The organism is Viridibacterium curvum (assembly GCF_039544165.1).
GTDB classification, from domain to species: Bacteria; Pseudomonadota; Gammaproteobacteria; order Burkholderiales; family Rhodocyclaceae; genus Viridibacterium; species Viridibacterium curvum.
Genome location: NZ_BAABLD010000001.1, coordinates 155321 through 180526, shown reverse-complemented (window position 1 = coordinate 180526; position 25206 = coordinate 155321). Strand labels below are relative to the sequence as shown.

Genomic DNA, 25206 nt, shown 5'->3' with positions numbered 1-25206 from the left:
CGCTCAGATCACTTCGAGTTCAGCTCGCAGCGCACCTGCCGCCTTCATGGCCTGCAGTATGTTGATGAGATCGAGCGGATTGGCGCCCACGGCATTGAGCGCCTTCACTACCTCGGCCAGCGTCACGCCAGGCTTGAAGCGCACCAGACCACCGCCACCCTGCTTGATGTCCACCGTGCCGTTCTCGACCACCGTGGTCTGCCCGCCCGACAGTGCGTTGGGCTGACTCACCGAAGCGTTATCGCTCACGGTGACCGACAGATTGCCGTGTGCCACCGCACATTCCTGCAGCGCCACAGCCTGATTCATGACCACCGACCCGGTGCGCGAATTGACGATCACGCGTGCCGCACCCGCCAGCGTCGTCACATCCAGATTCTCTATGGCGCCGATGAAAGCCACGCGTTCGGAGATCGCCTCGGGAGCGCGCACCTGGATGCGACGGGCGTCGAGCGGCATCGCCATACCGGGTGCGGCCTGGTTGATCGCATTCGCGACACGTTGCGCAGTGCCAAAGTCCGCCGTGCTCAGTTCATAGACGATGGTGTCGCCCTGCCCCACCGACATTGCCACAGCGCGCTCAACAGTAGCGCCCGCCGGCACACGTCCAGCGGAGAGATGATTGACCGTCACGCTGGTGCCGCCCGCTGCAGCCCCGGCACCACCGACAATGATGCTGCCCTGTGCGATGGCATACACGCGGCCGTCAGCCCCCTTTAGCGGCGTCATCAGCAGCATGCCGCCCTTCAGGCTCTTGGCGTTTGCCATTGACGACACATTCACATCGAACTGCTGACCGGGCTGCGCGAACGGCGGCAAGTTCATGGTCACCATCACGGCAGCCACGTTCTTGAGCTGCAGCGTCGTGCCCGGCGGCACCGTCACACCGAGGTTGCCGAGCATGCTGATCAGGCTCTGCGTTGTGAAGGGTGCCTGCGAAGTCTGGTCACCCGTGCCATCCAGCCCCACCACCAGACCGTAACCCACCAGCTGGTTGCTGCGCACACCGGCAATCGACGCAATGTCCTTGATGCGCTCGGCGTTTGCTGCGGTGAGAAGGGAAGAGTGAGGCGTGAGGAGCGAGCAAGCCGACAGCACGCCCAATACGAGCAAGCATGTCTTAATCGAAGAGAAAAGCTTTTGCTTCATCACAGCACTCCAGACACCAGAATCATCAGCCGACCAAAATTCGTGAAGGAATCGTGGCGAGCGGCTCAAGGTCGAACCGGGAAGCGCATGCGTACGCATGTCCGTGGAGCATCGCAGGTTCGAGATCGGGTCGCGAATTAGCTTCATTCATGAATTTCAGAAAGGCAGGACGTTCAGGAACAACCTCGACAGCCAGCCCATGGTCTGCGCTTCGTCGATGATGCCTGTGGCCTTGTACTCCACCCGTGCATCGGCGACCTGTACCGACTGGACTGTGTTGGAGCTTGTCACGTTGTTGGGATTGATCACACCCGAAAAACGGATGAATTCCTGCCCCTGATTGATGGCTATCTGCTTCTCGCCCGACACCAGCAGGTTGCCGTTGGGCAGCACTTCGATGACGGTGACCGTGATCGTGCCTGTGAATGCGTTGTTGGCCGCCGCCGCCCCCTTGCCTGAGAACGAGGTGTCGTTCGAAGCGCCGACTGCCAGCGGCGCGAGGAACTTGCCCGGCACGCCTACCGCCGTCGAGAAGCCGACATCCGTCGTGTTCTTGCGCTCGGTGCTGGCATTGGCACTCTTGCTGGCCTGTGTCTTCTCGACGAGGTTGACCGTGATGGTGTCACCTACCAGGCGCGCGCGGCGATCTTCGAACAGCGGGCGCGAAGAGGAACCGTAGATGGAGCCGCCGCTGTCGACGGGTGCGGCGCCTGGCGCGGGCCGGGCCGTCATCGGCTGATGCACGGCGGTTGGCGGCGTCAGCAGGCTGCAGGCCGACGACAGCAGGAGAACGGGAAGCAGGGCAAGATGCAAAGCACGCATGTAACGACTCCTCACAGTTGCGACAGGCGACCGAGCATCTGGTCAGCGGTCTGCACGATGCGCGAATTGAATTCGTAGGCGCGCTGGGTCTGGATCAGGGTCACCAGCTCTTCGGCCACATTCACGTTGGAGGTTTCGACATAGCCCTGCGCCACGCTGCCCGCACCGTTGGTGCCCGGTGTCGACGGCGTCGGCGCACCGCTGGCCGTGGTCTCGGTGAAAAGGTTCTCACCCATGGCCTGCAGGCCAACCGGATTGACGAAAGTCGCTACCTGAATGCTGCCGATCTGCGTCGAACCCGTCACGCCCGGCTGAGTCACGCTGACCGTGCCGTCTTTGGCAATGGTGACACTCAGCGCGTCGGCCGGCACCGTGATGGCAGGCTGAAGGGGGTAGCCACTGGATGTCACCAGCTGGCCCTGCGCATCCTGCTGGAACGAACCATCACGCGTATAGGCCGTGGTGCCATCTGGCAACTGCACCTGCAGAAAGCCGTTGCCCTGGATGGCCACATCGAGACTGTTGCTGGTCTGCTGCAGGTTGCCCTGGGTCTGGATGCGTACCGATGACACCGGGCGCACACCGGTGCCGACCTGCAGACCAGCGGGAATCGTGGTGCTCTGACTGCTCTGCGCACCTGGCTGACGCAGCGTTTGATAGAGCAGATCTTCGAACACCGCACGCGCGCGCTTGAAGCCGTTGGTGCTGGTGTTGGCCAGGTTGTTCGAGATGATGTCCAGTTGCGTCTGCTGCGCATCCAGGCCGGTACGGGCAACCCACATTGCACGAATCATTTTGCGTTCCTCACTTCATGTCTCGGATTGTCGTCACCGCGCAAGGATGGCCGTCGCAACACGGTCATCTTCTTTTGCTGTTTCCAGCAACTTGGTATTCATTTCGAAGTGACGCGCCAGACTCAGCATCGTCACCATCTGTTCGACCACATTCACATTGCTGCCTTCAATGAAGCCGCCATGTACGCGCACGCTGTCGTCTTGCGCAGCCGGCGTCCCGCTCGCCGTGCGGAACAGACCATCCTCACCGCGGCGCAGATCGGCCTCGGGCGGATTGACCAGCTTGAGGCGACCGATCACGGAGCCCGTCGTAGCGTTGCCGGTGGTCGGAGTGGCCGAGATGCTGCCGTCGCTGCCTACCTCGATGCGCGTCCCTTCCGGCACCGTGATCTCGCCGCCATCACCCTGCACGGCCAGGCCATTGGCCGTGCGCAACACACCATTGGCATCGACTGTGAAAGCGCCGTTGCGCGTGTAGGCATCCTTGCCATCCGCGCCCTGCACGACGAACCAGCCGCTGCCATGCACGGCCATGTCGAAGGGGGAACCGGTCTGGATCATGGGACCCGGCTTCATGTCGCTGGCCACACTGGCGTCCACCACGAAGGCTCGCGTTGCGAGAGCCGGCGACTGCACGGGCACCGAGCGGAACTTGTGCAGCTCGGCGCGGAAACCATTGGTTGTGGCATTCGCAAGGTTGTGGGCCACAGCCGCTTGCTGGCCCATCGTCGCCTTGGCACCGCTCATTGCCGTGTAGATCAGCTTGTCCATATTTTTTCCTGTGAGGAGAGAGGAGTCATGAGTGAGGAGTTGATTCATGCGGACGGCCAAGCCGTCCGGTGACTTTCACTCCTTACTCCTCACTCATTACTCCTCACTCGCCTTATCTCAGATTCACAAGGGTCTGCATCACCTGGTCCTGCGTCTTGATCGACTGCGCATTGGCCTGGTAGTTACGCTGCTGAGTAATCATGCTCACCAGCTCCGCCGTGAGGTCGACGTTCGACTCTTCGACTGCACCCGCCTGCAGCAGACCGCGTTTGCCGATACCCGGCGCACCGAGCTGTGCAGCGCCCGACTCGGCGGACTCCACCCAGTTATTGCCGCCAACGGCCAGCAGGCCACCCGGGCTGGGGAAGGTTGCCAGTGCGATGGTGGCGATATCGTTGGTCTGACCGTTGGAGTAACGGCCCTGCACCACGCCATCCTTGCTGATGGTGATGCCCGACAGCACGCCGGGCGCATAACCATCCTGCGACTGCTCGGTCACGTTGAAGGCAGAACCGAATTGCGTGCTGCCTGCAAAGTCGATGGTGAAAGCCAACGGGCTCACGGCACCTGTCGTCACGGCATAGCTCTGCGCCAACGTGTAGGTGCCGGCGGCCGTGGTGCCAACCAACTGACCTGTACCACTGAATTCCATGTGAGAGGCGGTTGCGCTGGGCGCCCCATTATCGATCGAGGTATAGACATCCCAGCGACTCGTTGCACCGGTCATGGTGGGCGCAGTCGCACTGCGCACGAAGTACATGCTGACCGCATGGGGGTTGCCCAGGCTGTCGTATGCTGTGGTGGAAGTCGAGGCGTTGTAAGTGTCCGAATCGGTGTAGTCGAAGGGCGTAATGGTCGGCGTCGTATTGCGCGAATCGAGGTTGAGACCGATGTCCATCGTCGTCGTCGCAGCCGGCGCACCGGTCAGTGCAGCCGTGCTGGCCGACAGCTGGATCGGCGATGCGGTCGCGGTACCACCGCCGGGCAGGAAACCCATCAGGCGATAACCGCCCGAGTTGGTGATGTAGCCATTGGCATCAATATCGAACTGCCCGTTGCGCGTATAAGCCGTCACCGCGGCATCCGCCGTCTGCACGACAAAGAAGCCATCACCGTTGATTGCAACATCCAGAGGATTGTTGGTCGGCGTGATGTTGCCCTGCGTGAATTGCTGTGCAACAGCCGTCATCGAGGTACCAATCCCGATCTGAACCCCCGCAGCGGCGCCATTGAGCGCTGCCGCAAACACGTCGCCGAACTGCGAGCCAGCGAGTTTGTAACCCACGGTACTGCCGTTGGCGACGTTGTTGCTGATGACGTCCAGCGCTTTCGACGCTGCGTTAAGACCCGAGAGACCTTGTTGGAATGCCATGACGATGACTCCTAGATGATGCGACGAACGTCGGACATGGACAGCTTGGAGAAGCGGCCCGCGTCGATGGTGATGCCGGAAGTGCTGTTGTTAACGCCAGTAACCGTGGCGAACTCAAGTGCCGTGCTGGTGACCTCAGCCGTCCCCTTGGTGGCCGTGACCTTGATCGTGTAGGTGCCATTGGCGGCCTTGCTGCCATCGCTGGTTACGCCGTCCCACGCAAAGTCGTGCGCGCCAGCTTCCAGGTTGGTCATCTGCTCGCTGGCGACTTCGATGCCGTTACTGTCGCGGATCGAGATGGTTACGCGGTCGGCCGACTTGTCGATTTCGAAGCCCCCGTAGGCGTTGTAGCCTTCGCTGAGCTTCATCTGATTGCCTTCCACCAGTACGGCATGGCCCACCAGTGCAGCGGCCTGCAAAGTCTCGCTGCTGCGATAGCTGCCGACCAGCGTCGTCAGCGTATCGTTCAGACGCTCAATGCCGTCGACCGTACTGATCTGCGCGAGCTGCGAAGTCGTCTGCGCGTTATCAACGGGGTTGAGCGGGTCCTGGTTCTTGAGCTGCGTCGTCAGCAGCTTCAGGAAGCGCGACTGCGCCTCATCTGTCTTGCTCGTGGTCTTCGTCTCCGTCTTGGCAGACAGCGACTGGTAGAGCGCAGAGGCGTTGGTATCAGTGGTGAGGGAACTGGCGGTGGCCATGACTTTCTCCTGTCATCAGGCTCCCTGACTACCGATAGTCAGGGTTTTCTGCAAAAGCGCTTTGGCGGTGTTGAGCATCTCGACGTTCGTCTGATATGCCCGCGATGCCGAAATCATGTTGGTCATCTCTTCCACTGCATCGACGTTGGGCATGGCCACGTAGCCATCCTTGTCAGCCGTCGGGTTCTTCGGGTCGTACACCATGCGCAGCGGCGCGGCACTTTCCACCACCCCCGTTACGACCACTCCTTGAGAATAGGCTCCCGCCATCTGCTGTGCCTGGAAGACGACCTGCTTGGCGCGGTAGGGTTTGCCATCCGGCCCGGCGACCGAATCCACGTTCGCCAGGTTGCTGGCCGTGGTGTTGAGTCGCTTCGATTGCGCGTGCATGGCCGAACTGGCGATGCCCATCACGTCAAACATGCTCATAACCGCTCTCCCTCAGCCCGTTACTGACCGCTGATGGCCGACTGCATGGTTCTCAGCAGTCCGTTAATGAATGTGATGCTGGCTTCGTAGTACAGCGTGTTCTCGGCCATCGCGGAGCGTTCGGCATCCATGTCCACCGTGTTGCCATCCACGCTCGACTGCGACTCCTTGCGATACATCACCTGCGGCACGGTGGCTGCAGCCATGCCACCCACGTGGCCACCCGCGGTGGTCGACAAGGCCAGCGGGCCCACACGACCATTCAGTGCGCCAGACAGCGCAGTGCGGAAATCGATGTCACGCGCCTTGTAGTTGGGCGTATCGGCGTTCGCAATGTTCGATGCGATCATCGACTGGCGTTGCGCACGCAGACCGAGTGCGGTCTGGTGGAAGCCGAGAGAATCATCAAGTCGGGACATCCTGCTTGCTCCGGAAAACACGCCAATGGCAGATGACCACCCTTTGCAGCTTCCGTGCCACAACAAAGACAACGACAAATCAAAGACTTGCGAACAGAAAAGCGGCAAGCAGAAAAGCGGCAGCGGCAGCGCGCCGCCCTGCCGGCGGCAAACATTGCCGGTCACACGAACTGGCCTGCATTGCCCGACGTAATCCTGCCGAACGATGTGGCCGGCGCGTGCTCCAATGTCCCCCGCGACCTGTTCCTGACGCTCCGTGCATTTGCCCGTTCGCCGCATCTCTCGATGACAACCCGCCAAACTTTGCTTCTCGCCGCCTTGCTCGCCCTGATTGCTCCGGCGCGGGCCGTCACGCCAGAACAGATCCGCGACCTTGCGCAGAACTGGCTGCAGGAACACACACGCCAATTGCCGGGTCAGGTGCGCGTCAGCGTGGCCCCCATGCGAGATCAGGAGCAATTCCTCGCTCGCTGCGATTCGCCGGAAGTCTTTCTGCCGCAGGGACAGCAAGCCTGGGGGCGTTTCACCGTGGGCGTGCGCTGCAGCGGCAACCCGCGTGCGCTGCCCGTCATGCTGAACGCTCAGGTACAAGTCACCGGCCGCTACCTCGTCGCCAGCCGCGGTCTCTCCGGCGGACAAGATGTGGTCGAGGCCGATCTGCAATGGGCCGAAGGCGAACTCACGCGCCACCCGGCCGACCTGCTCACGCGCCCCGAGCAGGCCATAGGCCGCAACACCCGACAGGCCATCAGCCGCGCACAGCCGCTACGCGCCAGCTATCTGCTGAGCAGCATCCAGATCCGCGCCGGGCAGGACGTCACCGTGGTCGCACGCGGCAACGGCTTCTCCGTGCAGAACAACGGCCGCGCACTCAACACCGCCGGGCAAGGCGAGCTGGTACGGGTCAAGATGGGAAATGGCCGCGTGATCAGCGGCGTGCTGCGGGGTGAGGGGACTGTGGTTGTGGATGAGTGAAGCCTGCGGCTGGCCACCCCCATGCTAGCGATACTTCCCCGCCGTAATGAACTGCCCGAACGTCTCGCACCACACCACCACCGTGGTGTAACGCTCGATACCGACGCCTGCCGGTACAGGCAACAGGAAGTTGCGGAAAGTCTTCACGTCGCCGACACGTACCATGCCAGCCTTGAGTCGCAGAAAATCTGCCTCGGTTTCGACAAACTCCGGCGAGAGATAGAGCTTGTAGTCGGGGCCGGGGGCGAGTTCGCCGGCAAAGGCGATGCTCTGTGCGCTGATCGAGACTTCACCTTCACCCCAGTGCAGCGCGTCACTATCCTGCAGGTCACGGCGAAAGCGGGCCTTGTACTGTGCGCCGGCGGCGTGTGTGGCTAGCTCGCTGGCCGTAGGCGCGGCGGGCGCCACGAGAATGGGTAGCGCGTAGATGCCCGCAGCGAAGCCAAACGCGATGGCGATGAGGTGCGAAATGACGAGCAACGCGATTTTCATTCAGGCTCCTTGCAGCGAAAAGCTCACTGAGTCCGCGCGCCCAATGGCGTTGTAGGTGCGACTTCAGTCGCACAACCCCAGCCCCGCTCAACAACCTGCTGTCCGCCTGAAGGCGGACCTACCCGGCAGCCTGGCCCCAGGCCTTGAGGCTGTTCCAGCGATCCAGCAACACCTCATCGATCACTTCGAGCCACGTGTGGATTGTCGACACTTCATGCAGGCTCCTTGCAGCGAAATGTTCATTCAGGCGCCGCCGGTGGCGCTGTAGGTGCGACTTCAGTCGCACAACCCCCTGCCCCGCTCGAAGACCTGCAGTCCGCCTGAAGGCGGACCTACCCGGGCAGCCTGGCCACTGGCCTTGAGGCTGTTCCAGCGATCCCTCGTCGATCACTCTGAGCCACGTGTGAATTGACGACACTTCATGCAGGCTCCATGCCGCGAAATGTTCATTCAGACTGCGCCGCCGGTGGCGCTGTAGGTGCGACTTCAGTCGCACAACCCCAGCCCCGCTCGACGACCTGCAGTCCGCCTGAAGGCGGACCTACCCGGCAGCCTGGCCCCTGGCCTTGAGCCTGTTCCAGCGATCCCTCGTCGATCACATCGAGCCACGTGCGGATTGTCGTCACTTCATGCAAGCTCCTTGCAGCGAAATGTTCATTCAGGCTGCACCATCGGTGGCGCTGTAGGTGCGACTTCAGTCGCACAACCCCAGCCCCGCTCCACAACCTGCTGTCCGCCTGAAGGCGGACCTACCCGGCAGCCTGGCCCTTGGCCTCGAGCTTTTCCCAACGATCGAGCAGGTCCAGCAGCTCTTCTTCAATCGCTTCGAGCCGCTTGTTCATGACGGGCACTTCGGTCGGGCGGTCGCGGTAGATGTCGGGGTTGGCGAGTTGCGCCTGCAGCGCAGCCTGTTCGGATTCGAGCTTGCTGATCTTGCCCGGCAGGGCGTCGAGTTCGCGCTTTTCATTGAAGCTGAGCTTGGCGGGTTTGTTTGCCTCTTTTGGCGCAGCAGGCGCCGCAGCAGCCGGCTTCACGGGCGCCGCCGCTTTCGCTGCAGCCTCACGCGATGCGGTGCTGGCGCGCAGCCAGTCCTGATAGCCGCCCGCATATTCGCGCCACAGTGCGTCGCCTTCGTACGCAATGGTCTGCGTCACCACGTTGTCGAGGAAGGTCCGGTCGTGGCTGACGATGAACAGCGTGCCCTGGAATTCCTGCAGCAGTTGTTCGAGCAACTCCAGCGTCTCGATGTCGAGGTCGTTGGTCGGCTCGTCGAGCACGAGGATGTTGGCGGGCCGTGCAAACAGGCGCGCGAGCAGCAGACGGTTGCGTTCGCCGCCTGACAATGACTTGACCGGCGAGCGCGCACGCTGCGGCGCGAACAGGAAGTCGCCGAGGTAGCCGACGACGTGCTTTTTCGTACCGCCGATTTCGACGTAGTCCGAACCGGGGCTGATGATGTCGGCGAGCGTGGCCTCGGGGTCGAGCGCGGTACGGAACTGGTCGAAGTAGGCAACTTGTTGTTTTGTGCCGCGCTTGATGCTGCCGCTGTCGGCTTCGAGCTCACCGAGAATCAGCTTGAGCAGCGTCGTCTTGCCCGCACCATTGGGGCCGATGAGGCCGATGCGGTCGCCACGCATGAGACGCGCCGAGAAATCCCGGATCACGGTCTTGTCGCCGAAGCCCTTTTTCACATCGGTCAGCTCTGCAATCAGCTGTCCGCTCTGCTCGCCACGCTCCAGCTTGAAGTCGACGTTGCCCATGCGGTCGCGCCGTTCGCTGCGTTCACGTCTCAATGCTTCGAGGCGGCGCACGCGGCCTTCGTTGCGTGTGCGGCGCGCTTCGACGCCCTTGCGGATCCACACTTCTTCCTGCGCCAGAACCTTGTCGAATTCGGCATTGCTCTTGGCCTCCATCTCCAGCATCTCGGCCTTGCGCGTCTGGTAGGCGGAGAAGCTGCCGGGAAAGCTCGCGAGGCGGCCACGGTCGAGTTCGACAATGCGCGTCGAGACCGCGTCCATGAAGCTGCGGTCGTGGGTGATCAGCAGCACGCTGCCACGGTAAGCGCGGATCAACTCTTCGAGCCAGCCAATGGCGGTGATGTCGAGGTGGTTGGTCGGCTCGTCGAGCAGCAGCAGGTCGGGCTCACCGGCCAGCGCGCGGGCCAGCGCCACGCGCTTGATGCCGCCACCCGAAAGACTGCCGACGCGCGCCTTGGCGTCGAGTTTCAAACGGTCAATGACCTGCTCCACCTTGTGATGCACGGCCCAGCCATTGCTGGCCTCCAGCTCGTGCTGCAGGGTTTCGAGACGCGAGAGCGCAGTCTCGTCGCCACCTTCGAGCTGCAGCGCCGCCGCGTGGTACTCGGCGATGAGGCGCGCGGCGCCGCCGACGCCATCGGCCACGGTGGCAAACACATCGCGATCGAGGTCGAAGTCCGGCTCCTGCGCCACATAGGCCACGCGCAGGCCGGGCTGCGTCCACAGCGTGCCGTCGTCGAGTTTCGCCTGACCCGCCAGTACCTTGAGCAGGCTGGACTTGCCGGCGCCGTTGCGGCCAATCAGCGAGAGCTTCTCGCCGGGCTCCAGCACCAGGGCCGTGTGGTCGAGCAGGGCGACGTCGCCAAAGGCGAGACAGGCGTTATCCAGTTGAATCAAGGGCATGGCAAAAGCACGAGCGGCAAGGGAAGACAAAGAGCCGCGATTTTACGCCGCCCCTGCCCTGCCAAGGGCTGCGAGTCGCAAGGGGCCCGGCGTCGCCAAGGGTCAAGGCTGGCGCCTTTCTGCCGTAAAGAGCTGACAAGCCCCAACGCTGTCAGAAGACCGGGGCCTGAGCTCCGGCCGCACCAGCCAGAGCCCGGACAACCCGCAGAGGACACCGCACGACATGCCTCAAGCCCACGCCCGACGCCAGCAATGGCTGATCTTCGTCTGTCTCTGCGCGGGGGGTGGGGCCCTGTTGTTGAGCCTCAAGTTCGGCAACTGGCTGACCGGCAGCGTGTTGGCGCTCGCCCTGCTTTCCGGCATCGCGGCAGGCATCACCTGGGCCCGCTCCCGCCCTGACGGCATCAGCGAACAAACCCGCCGCGAGCGTGCTCGCGCGTTCATGCAACGCGCCATCGACGCCATGCCCGCCCCCGTCTTCGTCAAGAACCAGAACCACCAGCTGGTGATGGTGAACAACGCCTACTGTGCCCAGCGCCAGATGAGCCGCGACGAAATCCTCGGCCGCTGCGCTTCAGCCTTTGCACCCGACTTTGCCGAAGGCGCCCGGATAGACAACGAGGACGAAATCGTTCTCGGTGGACAGGAAGTACGCAAGGAAGAATGCATCCTGCACCCGGTCTCCGGCGAACCGTTGCACCAGATCGTCACCAAGACACGCTGCTTCGACGAAGACGACAATCCCGTGATCATCGGCGGCTTTTTCGACATCACACCTCTGCGCCGCGCCGAGCAGGCAGCCATCCATGCGCTGGACACCCAGACGCGGCAACGCGACTTCCTGCAGGTGGTGTTCGACGCGGTGCCCATTCCGCTCTTCGTCAAGAGCGCCGATCACCGCTTCATCATGTCCAACCTCGCGCACGCCCGCCACGAAGGGCTGCCCCGCCAGCAGATCATCGGGCGCCGTGCCGCGGATTTTGTCGGGGCGGAGCTCGGTGCGCAGATCGATGCTGAAGAAGCGCGCCTGTTGGGCTCCCCGTCCGGCACCGTGTTCGAAGGTGAGCAGGAGTCCGTATCGCCGGGCGGCAATACGCGCTTCACGATCAAGCGCAACACCATGGCCATCGACCCCTCCGGTCAGCAAGTCATCATTGGCGCGCTCACCGAGCTGACGGCCCAGCGCCTCGCCGAAGCGCGCTGGAAGTTCGCCCTCGAAGGCACCGGCGACGGCATGTGGGACTGGGACATCGCCAACAACACCACCTACTACTCCGCGCGCTGGAAGGCCATGCTCGGCTACGGCGAGGAGGAGATCGGCGATGCGCCGGAAGAACGGACGCGCCGCATCCACCCCGACGACGTCGAGAGCGTGCAAGCGTCCATGGACGTGCACCTCGAAGGCATCGTGCCGATCTACGTCTGCGAACTGCGCATTCTCGGTCGCCACGGCGAATACCTGTGGATGCTCGATCGCGGCCTGGTCGTCGAGCGCAGCACCGACGGCAAACCACGCCGCATGATCGGCATGTTCACCGACATCACGCGGCAGAAGCAGGCCGAGGAAGAGCTGCGCCAGCACCGCGACGAGCTCAGCAAGCTGGTCGCAGAGCAAACGCAGGATCTGGTTGCCGCCAAGGATGCCGCCGAGCAGGCCAGCGAGGCCAAGAGCCGCTTCCTCGCCAACATGTCGCACGAGCTGCGCACACCGATGCACGCCATCTTGAGCTTCGCGAAGATGGGCAACGAACGCTCAGCCAGCGCCACGCCCGAGAAGATCGCCGGCTACTTCCAGCACATCCGCACCAGCGGTGAGCGCCTGCACAGCCTGCTCAGCGATCTGCTCGACCTGTCACGTACGGGCAGCAGCAATACCATGGTGCTGCATCAGTACAACGTCGACCTGCTCGACATCACCCGCGTCGCACTGCGGGAGGCGGCACCCGCGCTGGAAGAGCGTTCATTGCGTACGCGGCTGGAGACAGAGATCAGCAATGCCATCCTCAAGGGCGATGCCCTGCGCCTGGGCCAGATGCTCCGCAATCTGCTCTCCAATGCCATCCAGTATTCGCCCGAGGGCAGCGAGATCCTCGTCAGCCTGCACCACACGCACTTCGCCGATTCGGGTGCTGCAGCATTCGAGCTCATCGTCGCCGACCAAGGGCTCGGCATTCCTGCCAACGAACTCGAATACATCTTCGAAACCTTCGAGCAGGGTAGCAAGACACGCAACAACGCGGGTGGCCGCGGTCTGGGCCTGCCCGTCTGCCGCGAAATCGTATTGCGCCACCACGGCCGGATCTTTGCGCGCCAGCGTGACGCGGGCGGTAGCGAATTCGTCGTACAGATTCCGCTCAACCCGCCAGCGGCCGCGCTCGAAAAGCACGCAGCCTGAAACAGCCGTAACGCGCGCCTAACCCCTGGTCGTCAGCGCCTTGAGGTCATCGAGCACCTGCTGTGCGTGTTTGTCCGCATCCACATCGCGATAGATCTTCCGCAACACCCCACGCGGGTCGATGATGAAGGTCTGACGCTTCGCGAAGCGCACCACGCCCCAATTCGACAAAGCGCCGTACCTGTCAGCCACAGTTCCCTCGGCATCCGCCAACAACGGGAAGGGCAGCTTGTACTTCTCGGCAAACGCCTTGTGCGAGGCGGACTCGTCAATGCTCACGCCCACCACCTGCGCACCAAGCCCTGTAATGAAGGCCTGCCCGTCGCGGAAGTTGCAGGCCTCGGTCGTGCAGCCCGGCGTGTCGTTCTTGGGATAGAAGTACAGCACCAGCCACTTGCCGCGGAACTGCTCGAGCGAGCGCATGACACCACTCTGATCCTTCAACGCGAAAACCGGCGCGGGCTGCCCCACGGTCAGCGTATCCGCCATGACCGGTGCGACAAGGCCCAGCAACAAGCTCAGACAAAGCATTCGTAACATGGTTGGCTCCTTTACCGGGACGTATCGTGGAATGCCAAGTCATACATGGCATGCACTACAATACGCCCCGCTCCCGCCGTAGTTCAATGGATAGAACGGCCGCCTCCTAAGCGGCAGATACAGGTTCGATTCCTGTCGGGGGGACCAGTTCCCTGCCCCCGCCGCCCCGCCGCTGCGCCCCCGGTCTCTTGACCGGCCCGCTTCAGCCCGCCACTTCCACCTCGGCCTCGTAGCCTGCGCTCTCGCAATCGGTATAGATGTCCGGCTTGCGCACCCAGACGCGTGCGCCGACCACACCGTGCTGACTCGCGCACAGCGCCAGCAGCTCGTGACAGAGGGTTTCCTGCAGATTGAAGTGACGGCCGGCGACCAGGCCAGGAATGGCCTTGTGCACGAGATCGTAGTTGACGGTGGCGTGCACGTCGTCCGGCATCTCTTGCGTGAGCGGTGCCAGACGCAGGTCGATGTCGATGAGTACCCGCTGCGGGCGTTGTTTCTCGACTTCGTAGAAGCCGATCGAGACAGGCAGGCTGTACTCGCGGATACGGATGCTGCGGTTGAATATCTTCATGGGCTCCGGGCGCCGGGTGGTGTGAAACATCGACTTGCAATGCAAAGTCCCGGCACGCGGCCGGGACTGTGGATTGTAGTGATGTATCAGGCCAACTGACTGCGCAAGGTCTTCGCAGCCTTGACCATGTTGGTCAGGGCCGGAATCACCTCGTTCCACTGCCGCGTCTTCAGCCCGCAGTCCGGATTCACCCAGAGCCGTTCCGCCGGCACGCGCTCTGCTGCCTTCTGCATCAGCTGCACGATGTGCTCCTCGCTCGGAATGTTGGGCGAATGGATGTCGTACACACCCGGCCCGATCTCGTTCGGGTACTGGAAGTCCTCGAAGGCATCGAGCAATTCCATGTCCGAACGCGATGTTTCGATGGTGATCACATCCGCATCCATGTCGGCAATCGAATCGATGATGTCGTTGAACTCCGAGTAGCACATGTGGGTGTGGATCTGCGTCTCGTCCGCCACGCCATTGGCCGTGATGCGGAAGGACTCGACTGCCCACGAGAGGTACTCCTGCCACTGCGCACGACGCAGCGGCAAGCCTTCGCGCAGCGCGGCTTCGTCGATCTGGATCACGCGCACACCGGCCTTTTCCAGATCCAGCACCTCCTGGCGGATCGCCAGTGCAAGCTGCTGGCAGGACACCGAGCGGGGCTGGTCGTCACGTACGAAGGACCAGTTGAGGATGGTCACCGGGCCGGTGAGCATGCCCTTCATCGGCTTGTCGGTCAGCGACTGGGCGTACTTGATCCACTCCACCGTCATCGCCCTCGGGCGGCTGATGTCGCCGAAAAGGATGGGCGGCTTGACGCAACGCGACCCATAGCTCTGCACCCAGCCGAACTGGCTGAAGGCGTAGCCATCAAGCTGCTCGCCGAAGTACTCGACCATGTCGTTGCGCTCGGCCTCGCCATGCACGAACACATCCAGCCCCAGCGCCTCCTGCTCTTTCACGCTACGCGCAATCTCGGTACGCATTGCCGCAAGGTAGCCCTGCCGGTCGAGGCGACCAGCCTTGTACTCGCTGCGCGCATGGCGGATCTCCGCCGTCTGCGGGAACGAGCCGATGGTGGTGGTCGGGAATTTCGGCAGCTTCAGCAACGCCGCCTGCTTTGCCGCACGCTCGGCATAGGGGCTCTTGCGCTGGCCAAGCTCGGGCGTGATCCGGGAGAGGGCCACCTTGACGCTGGGGTTGTGCACACGCGGCGACACGCGTCGTGCCGCAATCGCCGCGCGATTGGCAGCCAGTTCTGCCTGCACCGTATCGACCCCCTCATTCAAGGCGCGCGCCAGCACATTCAGCTCGACCAGCTTCTGCTTCGCAAAGGCCAGCCAGGAACGCACCTCGGCATCGAGTCGCTCTTCACTGTCGAGGTCGACCGGCACATGCAGCAACGAGCACGACGGCGCGATCCACAGGCGTTCGCCGAGGCGTTCAGCCACCGGTTGCAGCCATTGCAGCACGCCGTTCAGATCGGTCTTCCAGATGTTGCGGCCGTTGATGACGCCCAGCGACAACACCTTGTGCGCAGCAAGGTAGTTCAGCGCGCTGTTCAACTCGTCGCGCGCATTCACAGCATCAAGGTGGAAGCCCGCTGTCGGCAACTTGATTGCCCACTCCAGGTTGGCGCGCAGCGGCCCGAAGTAGCTCGCCAGCAGCAGCTTCACCGGCGCCGTCTTCAGCGCGTGGTAGGCCGTGCTGAACGCATGGCGCCAATCCGCCTCCAGCTCGGTTGCCAGAATCGGCTCATCGATCTGCACCCACTCCACGCCCTCGGCGGCCAGTGCGGCAAGCAGCTGGCTGTAGACAGGCAGCAGACGGTCGAGCAGCGCGAGGCGGTCAGACTCGTCCTTGGCCTTGCCAAGTGCCAGATAGGTCACCGGGCCGATGATGACGGGCTTTGCCTTGACCGCTTGTGTGCGGGCTTCCTGCAACTGCTCGATGAGACGCGAGGCATCCAGCTTGAACTGCGTGCCCGCCGTGAACTCGGGGACGATGTAGTGGTAATTGGTGTCAAACCACTTGGTCATCTCGCCGGCGGCCACACCCCCGCAGCAATGCGCGTGATCTTCTGCCGATTGTGCCGACCGACCACGCGCCACGCGGAAGTAGTTGTCCAGCGCATCACCATGGAAGTCCTGCACGCGCTCGGGCAGGTTGCCCAGGGTGAAGCTCATGTCCAGCACCTGGTCGTAGAACGCGAAGTCACCAACCGGCACGAGATCCAGCGCCGCCTGATCCTGCCAGTGGCGGCTGCGCAGCGCTGCGCCGGTTGTCTTCAACTCGTCGCGTGAGGACTGGCCCTTCCAGTAGGATTCCAGAGCGAACTTCAGCTCGCGCTTTGCGCCGATGCGCGGAAAGCCGAGGTTATGCGTGCGTGCCATGACGATTGCCTTGCGTGGATGAAAAGTGCTGCCATCCTAGGCACTTCGATACATGAACAAAAATGGTATTGTTTCATCCAATCATGAACAGCATTCACGCCTGACCCGCCCGCATGGCCATCCTCGAACGCATGCACCTCGCCATCATCCGCGCCGTCGACCAGCATGGTTCGCTGACGGCTGCCGCGGACACACTGCACCTCACCCAGTCCGCGCTGAGCCACACCATGCGCAAGCTGGAAGACCAGCTCGGCATTGCGATCTGGTACCGCGAAGGCCGCAGCCTGCGCCCCACGCAGGCCGGCGAATACCTGCTGGCGGTGGCCAACCGCCTGGTGCCGCAACTCGGCCATGCCGAAGAACGCCTGCGCCAGTTCGCCCGTGGCGAGCGCGGTGCGCTGCGCATCGGCATGGAATGCCACCCCTGCTACCAGTGGCTGCTCAAGATTGTCTCGCCCTACCTCGCAGCCTGGCCCGCTGTCGATGTCGACGTGAAGCAGAAATTCCAGTTCGGCGGCATCGGCGCCCTGTTCGGCTACGAGATCGACATGCTCGTCACGCCCGACCCGCTCTACAAGAACGGCCTCAGCTTCGAACCCGTGTTCGACTACGAACAGGTGCTGGTCGTCGGCCCGCAACACCCACTGCGCACCGCCACCCATGTGCAGCCGAAGCAACTGGCCGGCGAGACACTGATCACCTACCCCGTCGCCATCGACCGGCTCGATATCTACACCCAGTTCCTCACCCCTGCCGGCATCGCCCCGCAACGCCACAAGCCCATCGAGACCACCGACATCATGTTGCAGATGGTCGCCAGCGGCCGTGGCGTTGCAGCCCTGCCGCGCTGGCTGGTCGAGGAATACGCAGCCAAGCTTGACGTCACGCCCGTGCGCCTCGGCAAGCAGGGCGTGGCCAAGCAGATCTTCCTCGGCTACCGCGAAGCAGATGCCGACATCGACTACATTCGTGCCTTCGTCGCGCTGGCCAAAGAATCCCGCGTCGCAGTCTGACCCTTCACAAGAGAACCCCATGCTCCTGCGCGACCCCATCCACGGCGACATCGAGCTGAGCCCGCTCGAAACGCAGCTGATCGACCTGCCCGTCATGCAGCGCCTGCGCGGCGTCAAGCAGCTGGGTACAGCCAACCTCGTGTATCCCGGTGCACTGCATACGCGCTTCGACCACTCCATCGGCGTCTGCGCGCTGTCACATCGCCTCGTCGAAGGCCTGCGCCGTGCAGGCTGTGCCGTCTCGATGGCGCAGGAGGCCGCCATCGGCGCCGCCGCCCTGCTGCACGACGTTACGCACGTGCCCTACGGTCACACGCTGGAAGACGAGCGCCGCCTGTTCCCGCGCCACGACAAGGGCACACGGCTGGCACAGCTGATGGCCGGCGAACTCGGCGAAGCGCTGACGCGCCTGGACCTGCACGACACCGTGGCCGGCCTGCTGGGCGCCGCACCGCTCACTTCACCACGCTGGATGCAGGACATGGTGTCCGGCGCCATCGACGCCGACCTGCTCGACTACCTGCGCCGCGACAGCTTCTTCGCCGGCCTCTCGCACGACTACGACGACCGCATCTTCCGCGCCTTCGCCCTGCACGACGATCGCCTCGTCGTGCGCCTCGTCAAGCACGGCATGGACCGCCCCGACGCCCGCTCCGAAATCCTGCGCGTCCTGCGCCTGCGCTACTTCCTCACCGAGCGCGTGTATTACCACCACACCAAGGTCGTCGCCGGCGCGATGATCTCCAAGGCCGTCGAACTCGCGCTTGACCACAACGCCATTGCCGAGGGCGACCTGCTGGCCCTCAACGACTGGACCCTGCTCGACCGCCTGACCCACAGCCCGGTGCCGGGCGCTTCAGCGCTTGCCCAGCGCGTGCAGTCACGTCAGCTGCTCAAGCGCGGCTACGTCGTCTCCGGCCGCAGCGTGCCCGAGGCACAGCGTAGCGATTGGGTCACGCGCCTCCATCACGGCCGGCTGGAACGCGCACAGAAGGAGCGCCAGATCGCCGACGCGCTGGGCCTGCCGTTCGAAGACGTGGTGCTCTACTGCCCAGCCCTCACGGTGATGAAAGAAGCCGCCGTGCCCATCGAGAACAGCCGCGGCCTGGCCCACCTGGACGACCCCGACGACGACGCCCACACCGAGATCCGTGCCCTGCAGGCGCGTTACGCCGGCCTGTGGCGCTTCTACGTCTTCGTGCCCGCTGCAGCGGCTGCCAAGGCAGCAGCCGTTTGCGGGGAGCTGTTCGGGGTAGCCTCCGAGCATTCCTGAAGCAGTGCTGTCGGGCGGTTTGCGGCGCGCGGTTGTGCGGTTGAAACCGCACCTACGGAATCTGGCTTCACAGCGCGACGCCTGCTTTGCTCCTCCCGGTGATTTCCCCCGATAGCTGCAGGACGGGTTTCAACCCGTCAGCACGCTCACGCAGCTTGCTCAGGCGGTTAGCGGCACGCGGTTGTGCGGTTGAAACCGCACCTACGGAATCTGGCTTCACGATGCGACGCCTGCTTTGCTCCTCCCGGTGATTTCCCCTGATAGCTGTAGGACGGGTTTCAACCCGTCAACACGCTCACCCAACGTGGCTGGGCGGTTTGCGACGCGGGATTGTGCGGTTTCAACCGCACCTGCGGAATCCGGCTTCACAGCGCGGCAGCGCGCCTGCATTGGCATGGCGGCATTTGAGCCGCACCCAGGCTTTCCCCTGTCAAACCCCGGTAACGCAAGCGCGCAGACAATCTGGCTTCCGGCGTCACCACGCCAGCCACAAGCCCTGTTCCGGTGCCTGCGGCCCTGCGGTCATGATCCATAGCAGTGCCGGAGGGCTGCTTCCGCTATATTGTTGTGCGCTGCACATATCTTGCTTAGAGGAACTGGCGCATTCCTTGTAGTTGAACGAACAGAGCGGAGTCCTTCGTGTCGATCCACGTCAAGCTTACCCACGTTACCCACTACCGCTACGACCGCCTCGTCGGTCTCTCCCCACAAATCGTCCGCCTGCGTCCGGCCCCGCATTGCCGCACGCCCATCCTGGCGTACTCACAACGCATCACCCCCAACGAACACTTCATCAACTGGCAGCAAGACCCGCAGAGCAATTACCTCGCGCGCCTGGTCTTCCCGGAAAAAACGCGCGAGTTCAAGGTCGAGATCGACCTGGTTGCCGAGCTGTCGGTCATCAACCCCTTCGACTTCTTCCTCGAGCCCTCGGCCGAAAAATTCCCGTTCAACTACGAGCCTGAGGTTGCCAAGGACCTCGCGCCCTACCTCATCAAACTGCCCGGTACACCGAAGTTCAACGACCTGCTCAACAGCGTGAGCCTCGACCCTGTTGGCGCCGTCGACTTTCTCGTCGCCATCAACCAGAAGGTGCAACAGGCGGTCGGCTACACCATCCGCATGGAACCCGGCGTGCAGACGCCGGAAGAGACGCTGGTCAAGGGCACGGGCTCGTGCCGCGACTCCGGCTGGCTGCTGGTGCAGCTGCTGCGCCACCTCGGCCTCGCCGCCCGTTTCGTGTCCGGTTACCTCATCCAGCTCACCGCCGACGTGAAGTCGCTCGACGGCCCCAGCGGTCCCGAGGCCGACTTCACCGACCTGCACGCCTGGTGCGAAGTGTTCCTGCCGGGTGCGGGCTGGATCGGGCTGGACCCCACCTCGGGCCTGTTCGCGGGCGAGGGCCACATCCCGCTGGCCTGCACGCCCGAGCCCTCGTCTGCCGCGCCCGTCTTCGGTTACGCCGACGAAGCCGAATGCGAGTTCGAGCACACCATGAAGGTGGAGCGCGTCTGGGAAGCCCCGCGCGTCACCAAGCCCTACACCGAAGCGCAGTGGGCCAGCATCGAAGAGCTGGGCCACCTCATCGACAGCCACCTCAACGCCAACGACGTGCGCCTGACCATGGGCGGCGAGCCGACCTTTGTGTCGCTCGACGACCGTGACGGCGCCGAGTGGAACACCGAGGCCATGGGGCCGCGCAAACGCCTGCTCGGCGCCGACCTGCTCTACCGCCTCAAGGACAAGTACGCCAAGCAAGGCCTGCTGCATTTCGGCCAGGGCAAGTGGTACCCGGGCGAGCAGCTGCCGCGCTGGTCGCTCTCCTGCTTCTGGCGCAAGGACGGCCAGCCGATCTGGAACGATGTCGGCCTCTACGCCGACGAGCACAAGGACTACGGCGCGAACGAAGAGACCGCAGCCACCTTCCTCGCGGCGCTGGCCGAATCGCTGGGCCTCGACCCCAAGTACGTATTCCCGGCGTATGAAGACGTCTGGTACTACCTGTGGAAGGAACGCAAGCTGCCGATCAACGTCGACCCGTTCGACGCACGCCTCGGCGACGAGATGGAGCGCGAGCGCTTGCGCAAGGTGTTCCACCAGGGCCTCGACAAGGTTGTCGGCTGCGTGCTGCCCATCGCACGAAACTACGGCACGCAATCTGACTCTCGCTGGCAGACCGGCCCGTGGTTCCTGCGCGCCGAGCGCTGCTACCTCGTGCCAGGCGATTCCCCCGTGGGCTACCGCCTGCCGCTGGACTCGCAACCCTGGGTCAGCAAGGGTGACTACCCCTGGCAGTACGACATCGACCAGAGCGCGCCCTTCCCGCCGCTGCCGGCCTACGACGCGATCCGCCGCCTGTTCCAGACACCGGGTGTGACGCAGGCCGAACGCGATGCGCTGCTTGCCGGGCTGGACAAGCCGAAGAAGCGTGAAACGCCGCCGCACATTAAGGAGATGCTGGACAAGAACAGCGTGCCCGCCTTCGGCCAATCCGCCGGCTGGATCACCCGCACCGCCATGTGCGCTGAACCGCGCAACGGCCGGCTGTACCTCTTCATGCCGCCGGTCTCGGCGCTGGAGGACTACCTCGAAATCACCACCGCCATCGAGTCGGTCGCGGCCAAGCTTGGCGTGCCGGTCATCCTCGAAGGCTACGAGCCGCCGCGCGACCCGCGCCTGCAAAGCTTCCGCATCACCCCCGACCCCGGCGTGCTGGAAGTGAACATCCACCCCTCCAAGAGCTGGGAAGAACTCGTCGATCGCACCACGCACCTCTACGAGCAAGCCCACTACTCGCGCCTCACCACCGAGAAGTTCATGCTCGACGGCCGCCACACCGGCACCGGGGGCGGCAATCACTTCGTGCTTGGCGGCGAGACCCCGCAGGACTCCCCCTTCCTGCGTCGCCCCGACCTGCTCAAGAGCCTGATCGCCTACTGGCACAACCACCCGTCATTGTCGTACCTGTTCTCGGGCATGTTCATCGGCCCGACCTCGCAGGCCCCGCGCATCGACGAAGCACGCAACGACTCCGTCTACGAGATGGAAATCGCCATGCGCCAGATCCCCGAGCCAGGTGGCTACACCCCGCCCTGGCTGATCGACCGCATCCTGCGCAACCTGCTCATCGACTCGTCCGGCAACACGCACCGCAGCGAGTTCTGCATCGACAAGCTCTACTCGCCCGACGGCCCCACCGGCCGCCTCGGCCTGCTGGAGCTGCGCGCCTTTGAAATGCCACCGCACGCGCAGATGAGCCTCACGCAACAACTGCTGTTGCGCAGCCTCATCTCGCGCTTCTGGCAACAGCCCTACGCGCCCGAAAAGCTCACACGCTGGAGCACCGAGCTGCACGACCGCTTCATGCTGCCCTACTTCGTGCAGCAGGATCTTGACGACGTCATGACCGAGCTGAACGACTTCGGCTACCCGCTCAAGACCGAGTGGTTCGCCCCGCACATGGAGTTCCGCTTCCCCAAGGTCGGCGAATTCGCCTCGCGCGGCGCCGAGTTCGAACTGCGTTTCGCACTCGAACCCTGGCACGTGATGGGTGAAGAAGGCGCCGTCGGTGGCACCGTGCGCTACGTCGACTCTTCAGTCGAACGCCTGCAGGTGCATGCAAAAGGGTTGGCCTCCAACCGCTACATCCTCACCTGCAACGGTCGCCCCGTGCCGCTGGCGCCCACCGGCAACGTCGGCGAGTCAGTCGCCGGCGTGCGCTACAAGGCCTGGGCCCCGCCGAGTGCGCTGCACCCGACGATTCCCTCGCACAACCCGCTGGTCTTCGATCTCGTCGACACCTGGATGAACAAATCCATGGGCGGCGCGACCTACTACGTCGCCCACCCCGGCGGCCGCAACTTCGAGACCTACCCCATCAACGCCTACGAAGCCGAAGGCCGCCGCCTCGCACGCTACGCGCGCATGGGCCATACGCCGGGCAAGATCGAGGCGAAGCCGGAACCACTCAACCCCAACTTCCCCTTCACGCTCGACCTGCGCCGCAGCTGACGCACGCATCACTCGCAACACCTCACGCGGGGCAAAACCGGCAACGGTCTTGCCCCGCGTGCGTTTGCAAGGTGAGCAAGCACTGCACAACCGAGAACACCGACACGCATCGCAAGCGCTGTGTCAGTGCCTCGGTCTGATGACGCACCACTGCACCCCTCATCGCATGCCGCACTTGCCGCGCTTGACGGAATGCGCTTTGATGCCGCTTCCACACCCTGCACACAACACGCACAGCGCATGAACGACAACACCTCGCTCTACCTCGCCATCGCCTTCGAACTCGGTCTGCCCGCCATCCTTGGCCTGCTGGCCCTCTGGCCCCGTGCGCGCAGATGGCTCGTCGTCCCGCTCGGCGCCGTCACACCCTTCCTGCTCTTCTACGCCTTCAACGCCTTCGGCGCCTGGCGCGGCGACGTGGGCGCCACACTCGCCTTCCAGGGCATGTGGCTCTCCACCCTCATCCCCTACGCAGCCTGCGCAGCATTCGGTGCCGCATTCGGCACCCTGCTGCTCTTCGTACGCCTGAAGATCACCAAGTCATCGCGCTACATCCTCGGCGTCGTCCCCTCAGCCATCCTCGCGCTGGCCTGGACTCTCTGGGGGCAGTGAGCGTCAGCAAGCCGGGAGGACCGCACCCGTCCGGCCAGTACAGTCCTTCGACACGCCCGGCATGCTCCGCCGGTTACGACTGTCAATCACCAACAGGAGATAGCCTCGGCAAAGACGGCTTGCGATCTGTATCGCTCAGTGATGGACAAGGCATTCAAATGCATCATGACAGGCGTCTGTCCGGGTGACAGCATTCTCGACCCGCGCGGCAATGGCCTGAAGCTGCTGGTCGACGAACAGCGCAACGAACTCGACCTCGCACTCGCCCGCAGCGTGGCGGCGGCGCTATCGATGCCGCGTGCGGAATGCGAGCGCATGGCGGCGGCGTTCAGGCTGGCGAAGGCGTAGCGTCAGGCAAAAGAAACGCACGCTGCCACCCACTACCCCACTCCGCGTGCAAACGGCAGCCTTGCACTTTGACAGCGCAGGTTAGCCAGACTAGACTAACTTCGTCATTTGTGGAGGTCGCCATGCAATCCGTGAACATGCTTCAAGCCAAAACTTCGTTGTCCCGCCTGGTCGAGGCCATTGAACAAGGCCAGGAGCGGGAAATCGTGATTGCCCGTAACGGGCGCCCCGCCGCCAGGCTGGTGCCGATAGATGCTGCCCCGGCCGGTCAGCGCATCGGCATCGCCAAGGGCTTGTTCGAAGTGCCGGACGACATTGACGCGCACAACGACGAAGTGGCCCAGCTCTTCATGGGCGGGGCGCAGCCTTGAACCTCCTGCTCGACACGCATGTCGCCTTGTGGGCAATCGCCGACAGCCCGAAGTTGCCGCAGAAGGCGCGCGAGCTGATTGCCGCGCCCAGAACGAATGTCTGGATCAGCGTCGCCAGCATCTGGGAGATCGCCATCAAACATTCATTGGGGCGCGGCGACATGCCGGTGTCCGGCAAAGACGCGTTGCGCTATTTCACGGAATCCGGCTATCGGTGCCTGTCTGTTGAGCCAGAGCACGCCGTCGCCGTGGAAGATTTACCCGCGCATCACAGCGATCCATTTGACCGCATCCTTATCGCCCAGGCACTCGTTGAACCCATGCGCCTGATGACGCATGACGCGCTGGTCGCACGCTACAGCGACACCATCATCAAAATCTGAAACCGCCTACGCCTACACCTGCCCCGGCTCGTAACTCAGGCGCGGCAACCACAGCAGGAAGACCATGCACAGCAGCGCGACCACGCCCGTGATCCACAGCGCGGGCGGCAGGTCTGCCGTGCGCGTGGGGTAGATGTGGATGAAGGCGGCGATGGCGACCAGATTGCTCGCGCCCACCAGTACGGCAGAAGCGTAGTCATGGAAACGCCGCGCAAGATTGGCCGTCTGCGACCAGCGCGGGTCCGTGTTGTAGCTGGGCAGGCGCTCATGCGCGTTGTCGAGTCGTTCCAGTGCAGAGAGAAACGCACGCAGGTTGCTCAGCGCACGCTCGGTCTTGTAATTGAGAAAGGCCAGACAGGTCGATGCCACCGGGAAGCCCAGCACCAGCCATTCCACCGGCAAGGCCACAGCGCCTGCGCCGGGCTTGAGCGCCACCAGCGCGGCAAGCAGACTCACGACGAGCGTGACGTAGAGGCTCAGCGCCTGCTGGCGGTGGGCGATGCGCGCATTGACTTCCTGGGCTGCGGCGATGAAACGGTAGTTGGCATCGACGATGGGCATGGTGGGGATCCGGAGATGATGTGCCAATGTAGCAAGCGCACTGCAGAAACACCCATGCATGCAGGGCATGCCGATATGTCGAATCCATGCATCAACAAACGGTGTCGTAGCCCGGATGCAGGCTTGCCGGAATCCGGGGCGTTCCGTCCCGGATTGCGCTACGCTG

At 63.5% G+C, this 25206-nt stretch carries 23 protein-coding genes and 1 tRNA gene; 10 read left to right on the top strand and 14 right to left on the bottom strand.

The genetic code is table 11. The features are described 5' to 3' along the window. Nucleotides 1-3 precede the first annotated feature (3 nt). The 8 genes from ABEA02_RS00875 to flgB form a co-directional block, all read right to left on the bottom strand. Nucleotides 4-1149, bottom strand: a complete 1146-nt coding sequence (locus ABEA02_RS00875; RefSeq protein ID WP_345530927.1) for a flagellar basal body P-ring protein FlgI — start codon at nucleotides 1147-1149, stop codon at nucleotides 4-6. Between the two features lie 156 nt (nucleotides 1150-1305). Then, nucleotides 1306-1971, bottom strand: a complete 666-nt coding sequence (locus tag ABEA02_RS00870) for a flagellar basal body L-ring protein FlgH (RefSeq protein WP_345530926.1) — start codon at nucleotides 1969-1971, stop codon at nucleotides 1306-1308. 11 nt (nucleotides 1972-1982) lie between these two features. Next, a complete protein-coding gene (flgG, locus tag ABEA02_RS00865; RefSeq protein WP_345530925.1) occupies nucleotides 1983-2765 on the bottom strand; it encodes a flagellar basal-body rod protein FlgG in 783 nt (260 codons plus the stop codon). A gap of 33 nt (nucleotides 2766-2798) precedes the next feature. Next, on the bottom strand, nucleotides 2799-3536 hold the full coding sequence (gene flgF / locus ABEA02_RS00860; RefSeq protein WP_345530924.1) for a flagellar basal-body rod protein FlgF: 738 nt from the start codon (nucleotides 3534-3536) through the stop codon (nucleotides 2799-2801). 112 nt (nucleotides 3537-3648) lie between these two features. Next, the gene (gene flgE, locus ABEA02_RS00855) at nucleotides 3649-4908 is read right to left on the bottom strand and encodes a flagellar hook protein FlgE (RefSeq protein WP_345530923.1); all 1260 of its coding nucleotides are present in this window, start codon (nucleotides 4906-4908) and stop codon (nucleotides 3649-3651) included. Between the two features lie 11 nt (nucleotides 4909-4919). Continuing rightward, nucleotides 4920-5606, bottom strand: a complete 687-nt coding sequence (locus ABEA02_RS00850; protein ID WP_345530922.1) for a flagellar hook assembly protein FlgD — start codon at nucleotides 5604-5606, stop codon at nucleotides 4920-4922. 15 nt (nucleotides 5607-5621) lie between these two features. After that, nucleotides 5622-6035 carry a flagellar basal body rod protein FlgC gene (gene flgC, locus ABEA02_RS00845; RefSeq protein ID WP_345530921.1) on the bottom strand — a complete coding sequence of 138 codons (414 nt, stop codon included), beginning with the start codon at nucleotides 6033-6035 and terminating at the stop codon, nucleotides 5622-5624. Between the two features lie 20 nt (nucleotides 6036-6055). Next, nucleotides 6056-6454: a flagellar basal body rod protein FlgB gene (gene flgB, locus ABEA02_RS00840; protein WP_345530920.1), complete on the bottom strand. Its 399-nt coding sequence runs from the start codon at nucleotides 6452-6454 to the stop codon at nucleotides 6056-6058. A gap of 285 nt (nucleotides 6455-6739) precedes the next feature. Here flgB and flgA point away from each other — a divergent pair, with 285 nt between their 5' ends. After that, nucleotides 6740-7429, top strand: a complete 690-nt coding sequence (gene flgA / locus ABEA02_RS00835) for a flagellar basal body P-ring formation chaperone FlgA (protein WP_345530919.1) — start codon at nucleotides 6740-6742, stop codon at nucleotides 7427-7429. Between the two features lie 24 nt (nucleotides 7430-7453). Here the strand turns inward: flgA and ABEA02_RS00830 are convergent, their stop codons facing one another. Beyond that, nucleotides 7454-7921 carry a DM13 domain-containing protein gene (locus tag ABEA02_RS00830; RefSeq protein WP_345530918.1) on the bottom strand — a complete coding sequence of 156 codons (468 nt, stop codon included), beginning with the start codon at nucleotides 7919-7921 and terminating at the stop codon, nucleotides 7454-7456. 749 nt (nucleotides 7922-8670) lie between these two features. Further along, nucleotides 8671-10581, bottom strand: coding sequence for an ATP-binding cassette domain-containing protein (locus ABEA02_RS00825; protein WP_345530917.1), 1911 nt, complete (start codon nucleotides 10579-10581; stop codon nucleotides 8671-8673). Between the two features lie 223 nt (nucleotides 10582-10804). On the opposite strand from ABEA02_RS00825, the gene ABEA02_RS00820 reads away from it, so the two are divergent. Continuing rightward, nucleotides 10805-12976, top strand: coding sequence for a PAS domain-containing sensor histidine kinase (locus ABEA02_RS00820; protein WP_345530916.1), 2172 nt, complete (start codon nucleotides 10805-10807; stop codon nucleotides 12974-12976). 18 nt (nucleotides 12977-12994) lie between these two features. Here the strand turns inward: ABEA02_RS00820 and ABEA02_RS00815 are convergent, their stop codons facing one another. Then, complete coding sequence (locus tag ABEA02_RS00815; protein WP_345530915.1) at nucleotides 12995-13516, bottom strand: peroxiredoxin; 522 nt, start codon at nucleotides 13514-13516, stop codon at nucleotides 12995-12997. 72 nt (nucleotides 13517-13588) lie between these two features. Between ABEA02_RS00815 and ABEA02_RS00810 the strand changes: the two genes are divergently transcribed. Then, nucleotides 13589-13663: transfer RNA gene (locus ABEA02_RS00810), tRNA-Arg, on the top strand. A 55-nt stretch (nucleotides 13664-13718) separates the two neighbouring features. On the opposite strand, the gene ABEA02_RS00805 is transcribed toward ABEA02_RS00810, so the two are convergent. Next, nucleotides 13719-14087: a dihydroneopterin aldolase gene (locus ABEA02_RS00805; protein ID WP_345530914.1), complete on the bottom strand. Its 369-nt coding sequence runs from the start codon at nucleotides 14085-14087 to the stop codon at nucleotides 13719-13721. Between the two features lie 86 nt (nucleotides 14088-14173). Beyond that, nucleotides 14174-16468 carry a 5-methyltetrahydropteroyltriglutamate--homocysteine S-methyltransferase gene (gene metE / locus ABEA02_RS00800; protein ID WP_345530913.1) on the bottom strand — a complete coding sequence of 765 codons (2295 nt, stop codon included), beginning with the start codon at nucleotides 16466-16468 and terminating at the stop codon, nucleotides 14174-14176. A 113-nt stretch (nucleotides 16469-16581) separates the two neighbouring features. Between metE and ABEA02_RS00795 the strand changes: the two genes are divergently transcribed. The 7 genes from ABEA02_RS00795 (at nucleotide 16582) to ABEA02_RS00765 (ending at nucleotide 24479) form a co-directional block, all read left to right on the top strand. Beyond that, nucleotides 16582-17481, top strand: coding sequence for a LysR family transcriptional regulator (locus ABEA02_RS00795; protein ID WP_345530912.1), 900 nt, complete (start codon nucleotides 16582-16584; stop codon nucleotides 17479-17481). 19 nt (nucleotides 17482-17500) lie between these two features. Beyond that, the gene (locus ABEA02_RS00790; RefSeq protein ID WP_345530911.1) at nucleotides 17501-18754 is read left to right on the top strand and encodes an HD domain-containing protein; all 1254 of its coding nucleotides are present in this window, start codon (nucleotides 17501-17503) and stop codon (nucleotides 18752-18754) included. A gap of 639 nt (nucleotides 18755-19393) precedes the next feature. Continuing rightward, the gene (locus ABEA02_RS00785; protein ID WP_345530910.1) at nucleotides 19394-22765 is read left to right on the top strand and encodes a transglutaminase family protein; all 3372 of its coding nucleotides are present in this window, start codon (nucleotides 19394-19396) and stop codon (nucleotides 22763-22765) included. A gap of 240 nt (nucleotides 22766-23005) precedes the next feature. Then, nucleotides 23006-23377, top strand: coding sequence for a hypothetical protein (locus tag ABEA02_RS00780; RefSeq protein WP_345530909.1), 372 nt, complete (start codon nucleotides 23006-23008; stop codon nucleotides 23375-23377). 165 nt (nucleotides 23378-23542) lie between these two features. Continuing rightward, nucleotides 23543-23725, top strand: coding sequence for a hypothetical protein (locus ABEA02_RS00775; RefSeq protein WP_345530908.1), 183 nt, complete (start codon nucleotides 23543-23545; stop codon nucleotides 23723-23725). A 122-nt stretch (nucleotides 23726-23847) separates the two neighbouring features. Next, on the top strand, nucleotides 23848-24096 hold the full coding sequence (locus tag ABEA02_RS00770) for a type II toxin-antitoxin system Phd/YefM family antitoxin (RefSeq protein ID WP_345530907.1): 249 nt from the start codon (nucleotides 23848-23850) through the stop codon (nucleotides 24094-24096). Continuing rightward, entirely contained in the window at nucleotides 24093-24479 is a 387-nt protein-coding gene (locus ABEA02_RS00765; protein WP_345530906.1) for a type II toxin-antitoxin system VapC family toxin, read from the top strand. Before ABEA02_RS00770 ends, ABEA02_RS00765 begins: the two co-directional genes overlap by 4 nt. 12 nt (nucleotides 24480-24491) lie before the next feature. Here the strand turns inward: ABEA02_RS00765 and ABEA02_RS00760 are convergent, their stop codons facing one another. After that, on the bottom strand, nucleotides 24492-25040 hold the full coding sequence (locus ABEA02_RS00760) for a hypothetical protein (protein ID WP_345530905.1): 549 nt from the start codon (nucleotides 25038-25040) through the stop codon (nucleotides 24492-24494). Nucleotides 25041-25206: the final 166 nt, after the last annotated feature.

Coding starts and splice junctions, on each gene's coding strand:
- ABEA02_RS00825 (WP_345530917.1), bottom strand. CDS start 10,581: ATGCCCTTGATTCAACTGGATAACGCCTGTCTCGCCTTTGGCGACGTC.
- ABEA02_RS00760 (WP_345530905.1), bottom strand. CDS start 25,040: ATGCCCATCGTCGATGCCAACTACCGTTTCATCGCCGCAGCCCAGGAA.
- ABEA02_RS00870 (WP_345530926.1), bottom strand. CDS start 1,971: ATGCGTGCTTTGCATCTTGCCCTGCTTCCCGTTCTCCTGCTGTCGTCG.
- flgE (WP_345530923.1), bottom strand. CDS start 4,908: ATGGCATTCCAACAAGGTCTCTCGGGTCTTAACGCAGCGTCGAAAGCG.
- flgB (WP_345530920.1), bottom strand. CDS start 6,454: ATGTCCCGACTTGATGATTCTCTCGGCTTCCACCAGACCGCACTCGGT.
- flgG (WP_345530925.1), bottom strand. CDS start 2,765: ATGATTCGTGCAATGTGGGTTGCCCGTACCGGCCTGGATGCGCAGCAG.
- flgC (WP_345530921.1), bottom strand. CDS start 6,035: ATGAGCATGTTTGACGTGATGGGCATCGCCAGTTCGGCCATGCACGCG.
- ABEA02_RS00850 (WP_345530922.1), bottom strand. CDS start 5,606: ATGGCCACCGCCAGTTCCCTCACCACTGATACCAACGCCTCTGCGCTC.
- ABEA02_RS00775 (WP_345530908.1), top strand. CDS start 23,543: ATGACAGGCGTCTGTCCGGGTGACAGCATTCTCGACCCGCGCGGCAAT.
- ABEA02_RS00805 (WP_345530914.1), bottom strand. CDS start 14,087: ATGAAGATATTCAACCGCAGCATCCGTATCCGCGAGTACAGCCTGCCT.
- ABEA02_RS00815 (WP_345530915.1), bottom strand. CDS start 13,516: ATGTTACGAATGCTTTGTCTGAGCTTGTTGCTGGGCCTTGTCGCACCG.
- ABEA02_RS00820 (WP_345530916.1), top strand. CDS start 10,805: ATGCCTCAAGCCCACGCCCGACGCCAGCAATGGCTGATCTTCGTCTGT.
- ABEA02_RS00770 (WP_345530907.1), top strand. CDS start 23,848: ATGCAATCCGTGAACATGCTTCAAGCCAAAACTTCGTTGTCCCGCCTG.
- ABEA02_RS00790 (WP_345530911.1), top strand. CDS start 17,501: ATGCTCCTGCGCGACCCCATCCACGGCGACATCGAGCTGAGCCCGCTC.
- metE (WP_345530913.1), bottom strand. CDS start 16,468: ATGGCACGCACGCATAACCTCGGCTTTCCGCGCATCGGCGCAAAGCGC.
- ABEA02_RS00830 (WP_345530918.1), bottom strand. CDS start 7,921: ATGAAAATCGCGTTGCTCGTCATTTCGCACCTCATCGCCATCGCGTTT.
- ABEA02_RS00780 (WP_345530909.1), top strand. CDS start 23,006: ATGAACGACAACACCTCGCTCTACCTCGCCATCGCCTTCGAACTCGGT.
- flgA (WP_345530919.1), top strand. CDS start 6,740: ATGACAACCCGCCAAACTTTGCTTCTCGCCGCCTTGCTCGCCCTGATT.
- flgF (WP_345530924.1), bottom strand. CDS start 3,536: ATGGACAAGCTGATCTACACGGCAATGAGCGGTGCCAAGGCGACGATG.
- ABEA02_RS00875 (WP_345530927.1), bottom strand. CDS start 1,149: ATGAAGCAAAAGCTTTTCTCTTCGATTAAGACATGCTTGCTCGTATTG.
- ABEA02_RS00795 (WP_345530912.1), top strand. CDS start 16,582: ATGGCCATCCTCGAACGCATGCACCTCGCCATCATCCGCGCCGTCGAC.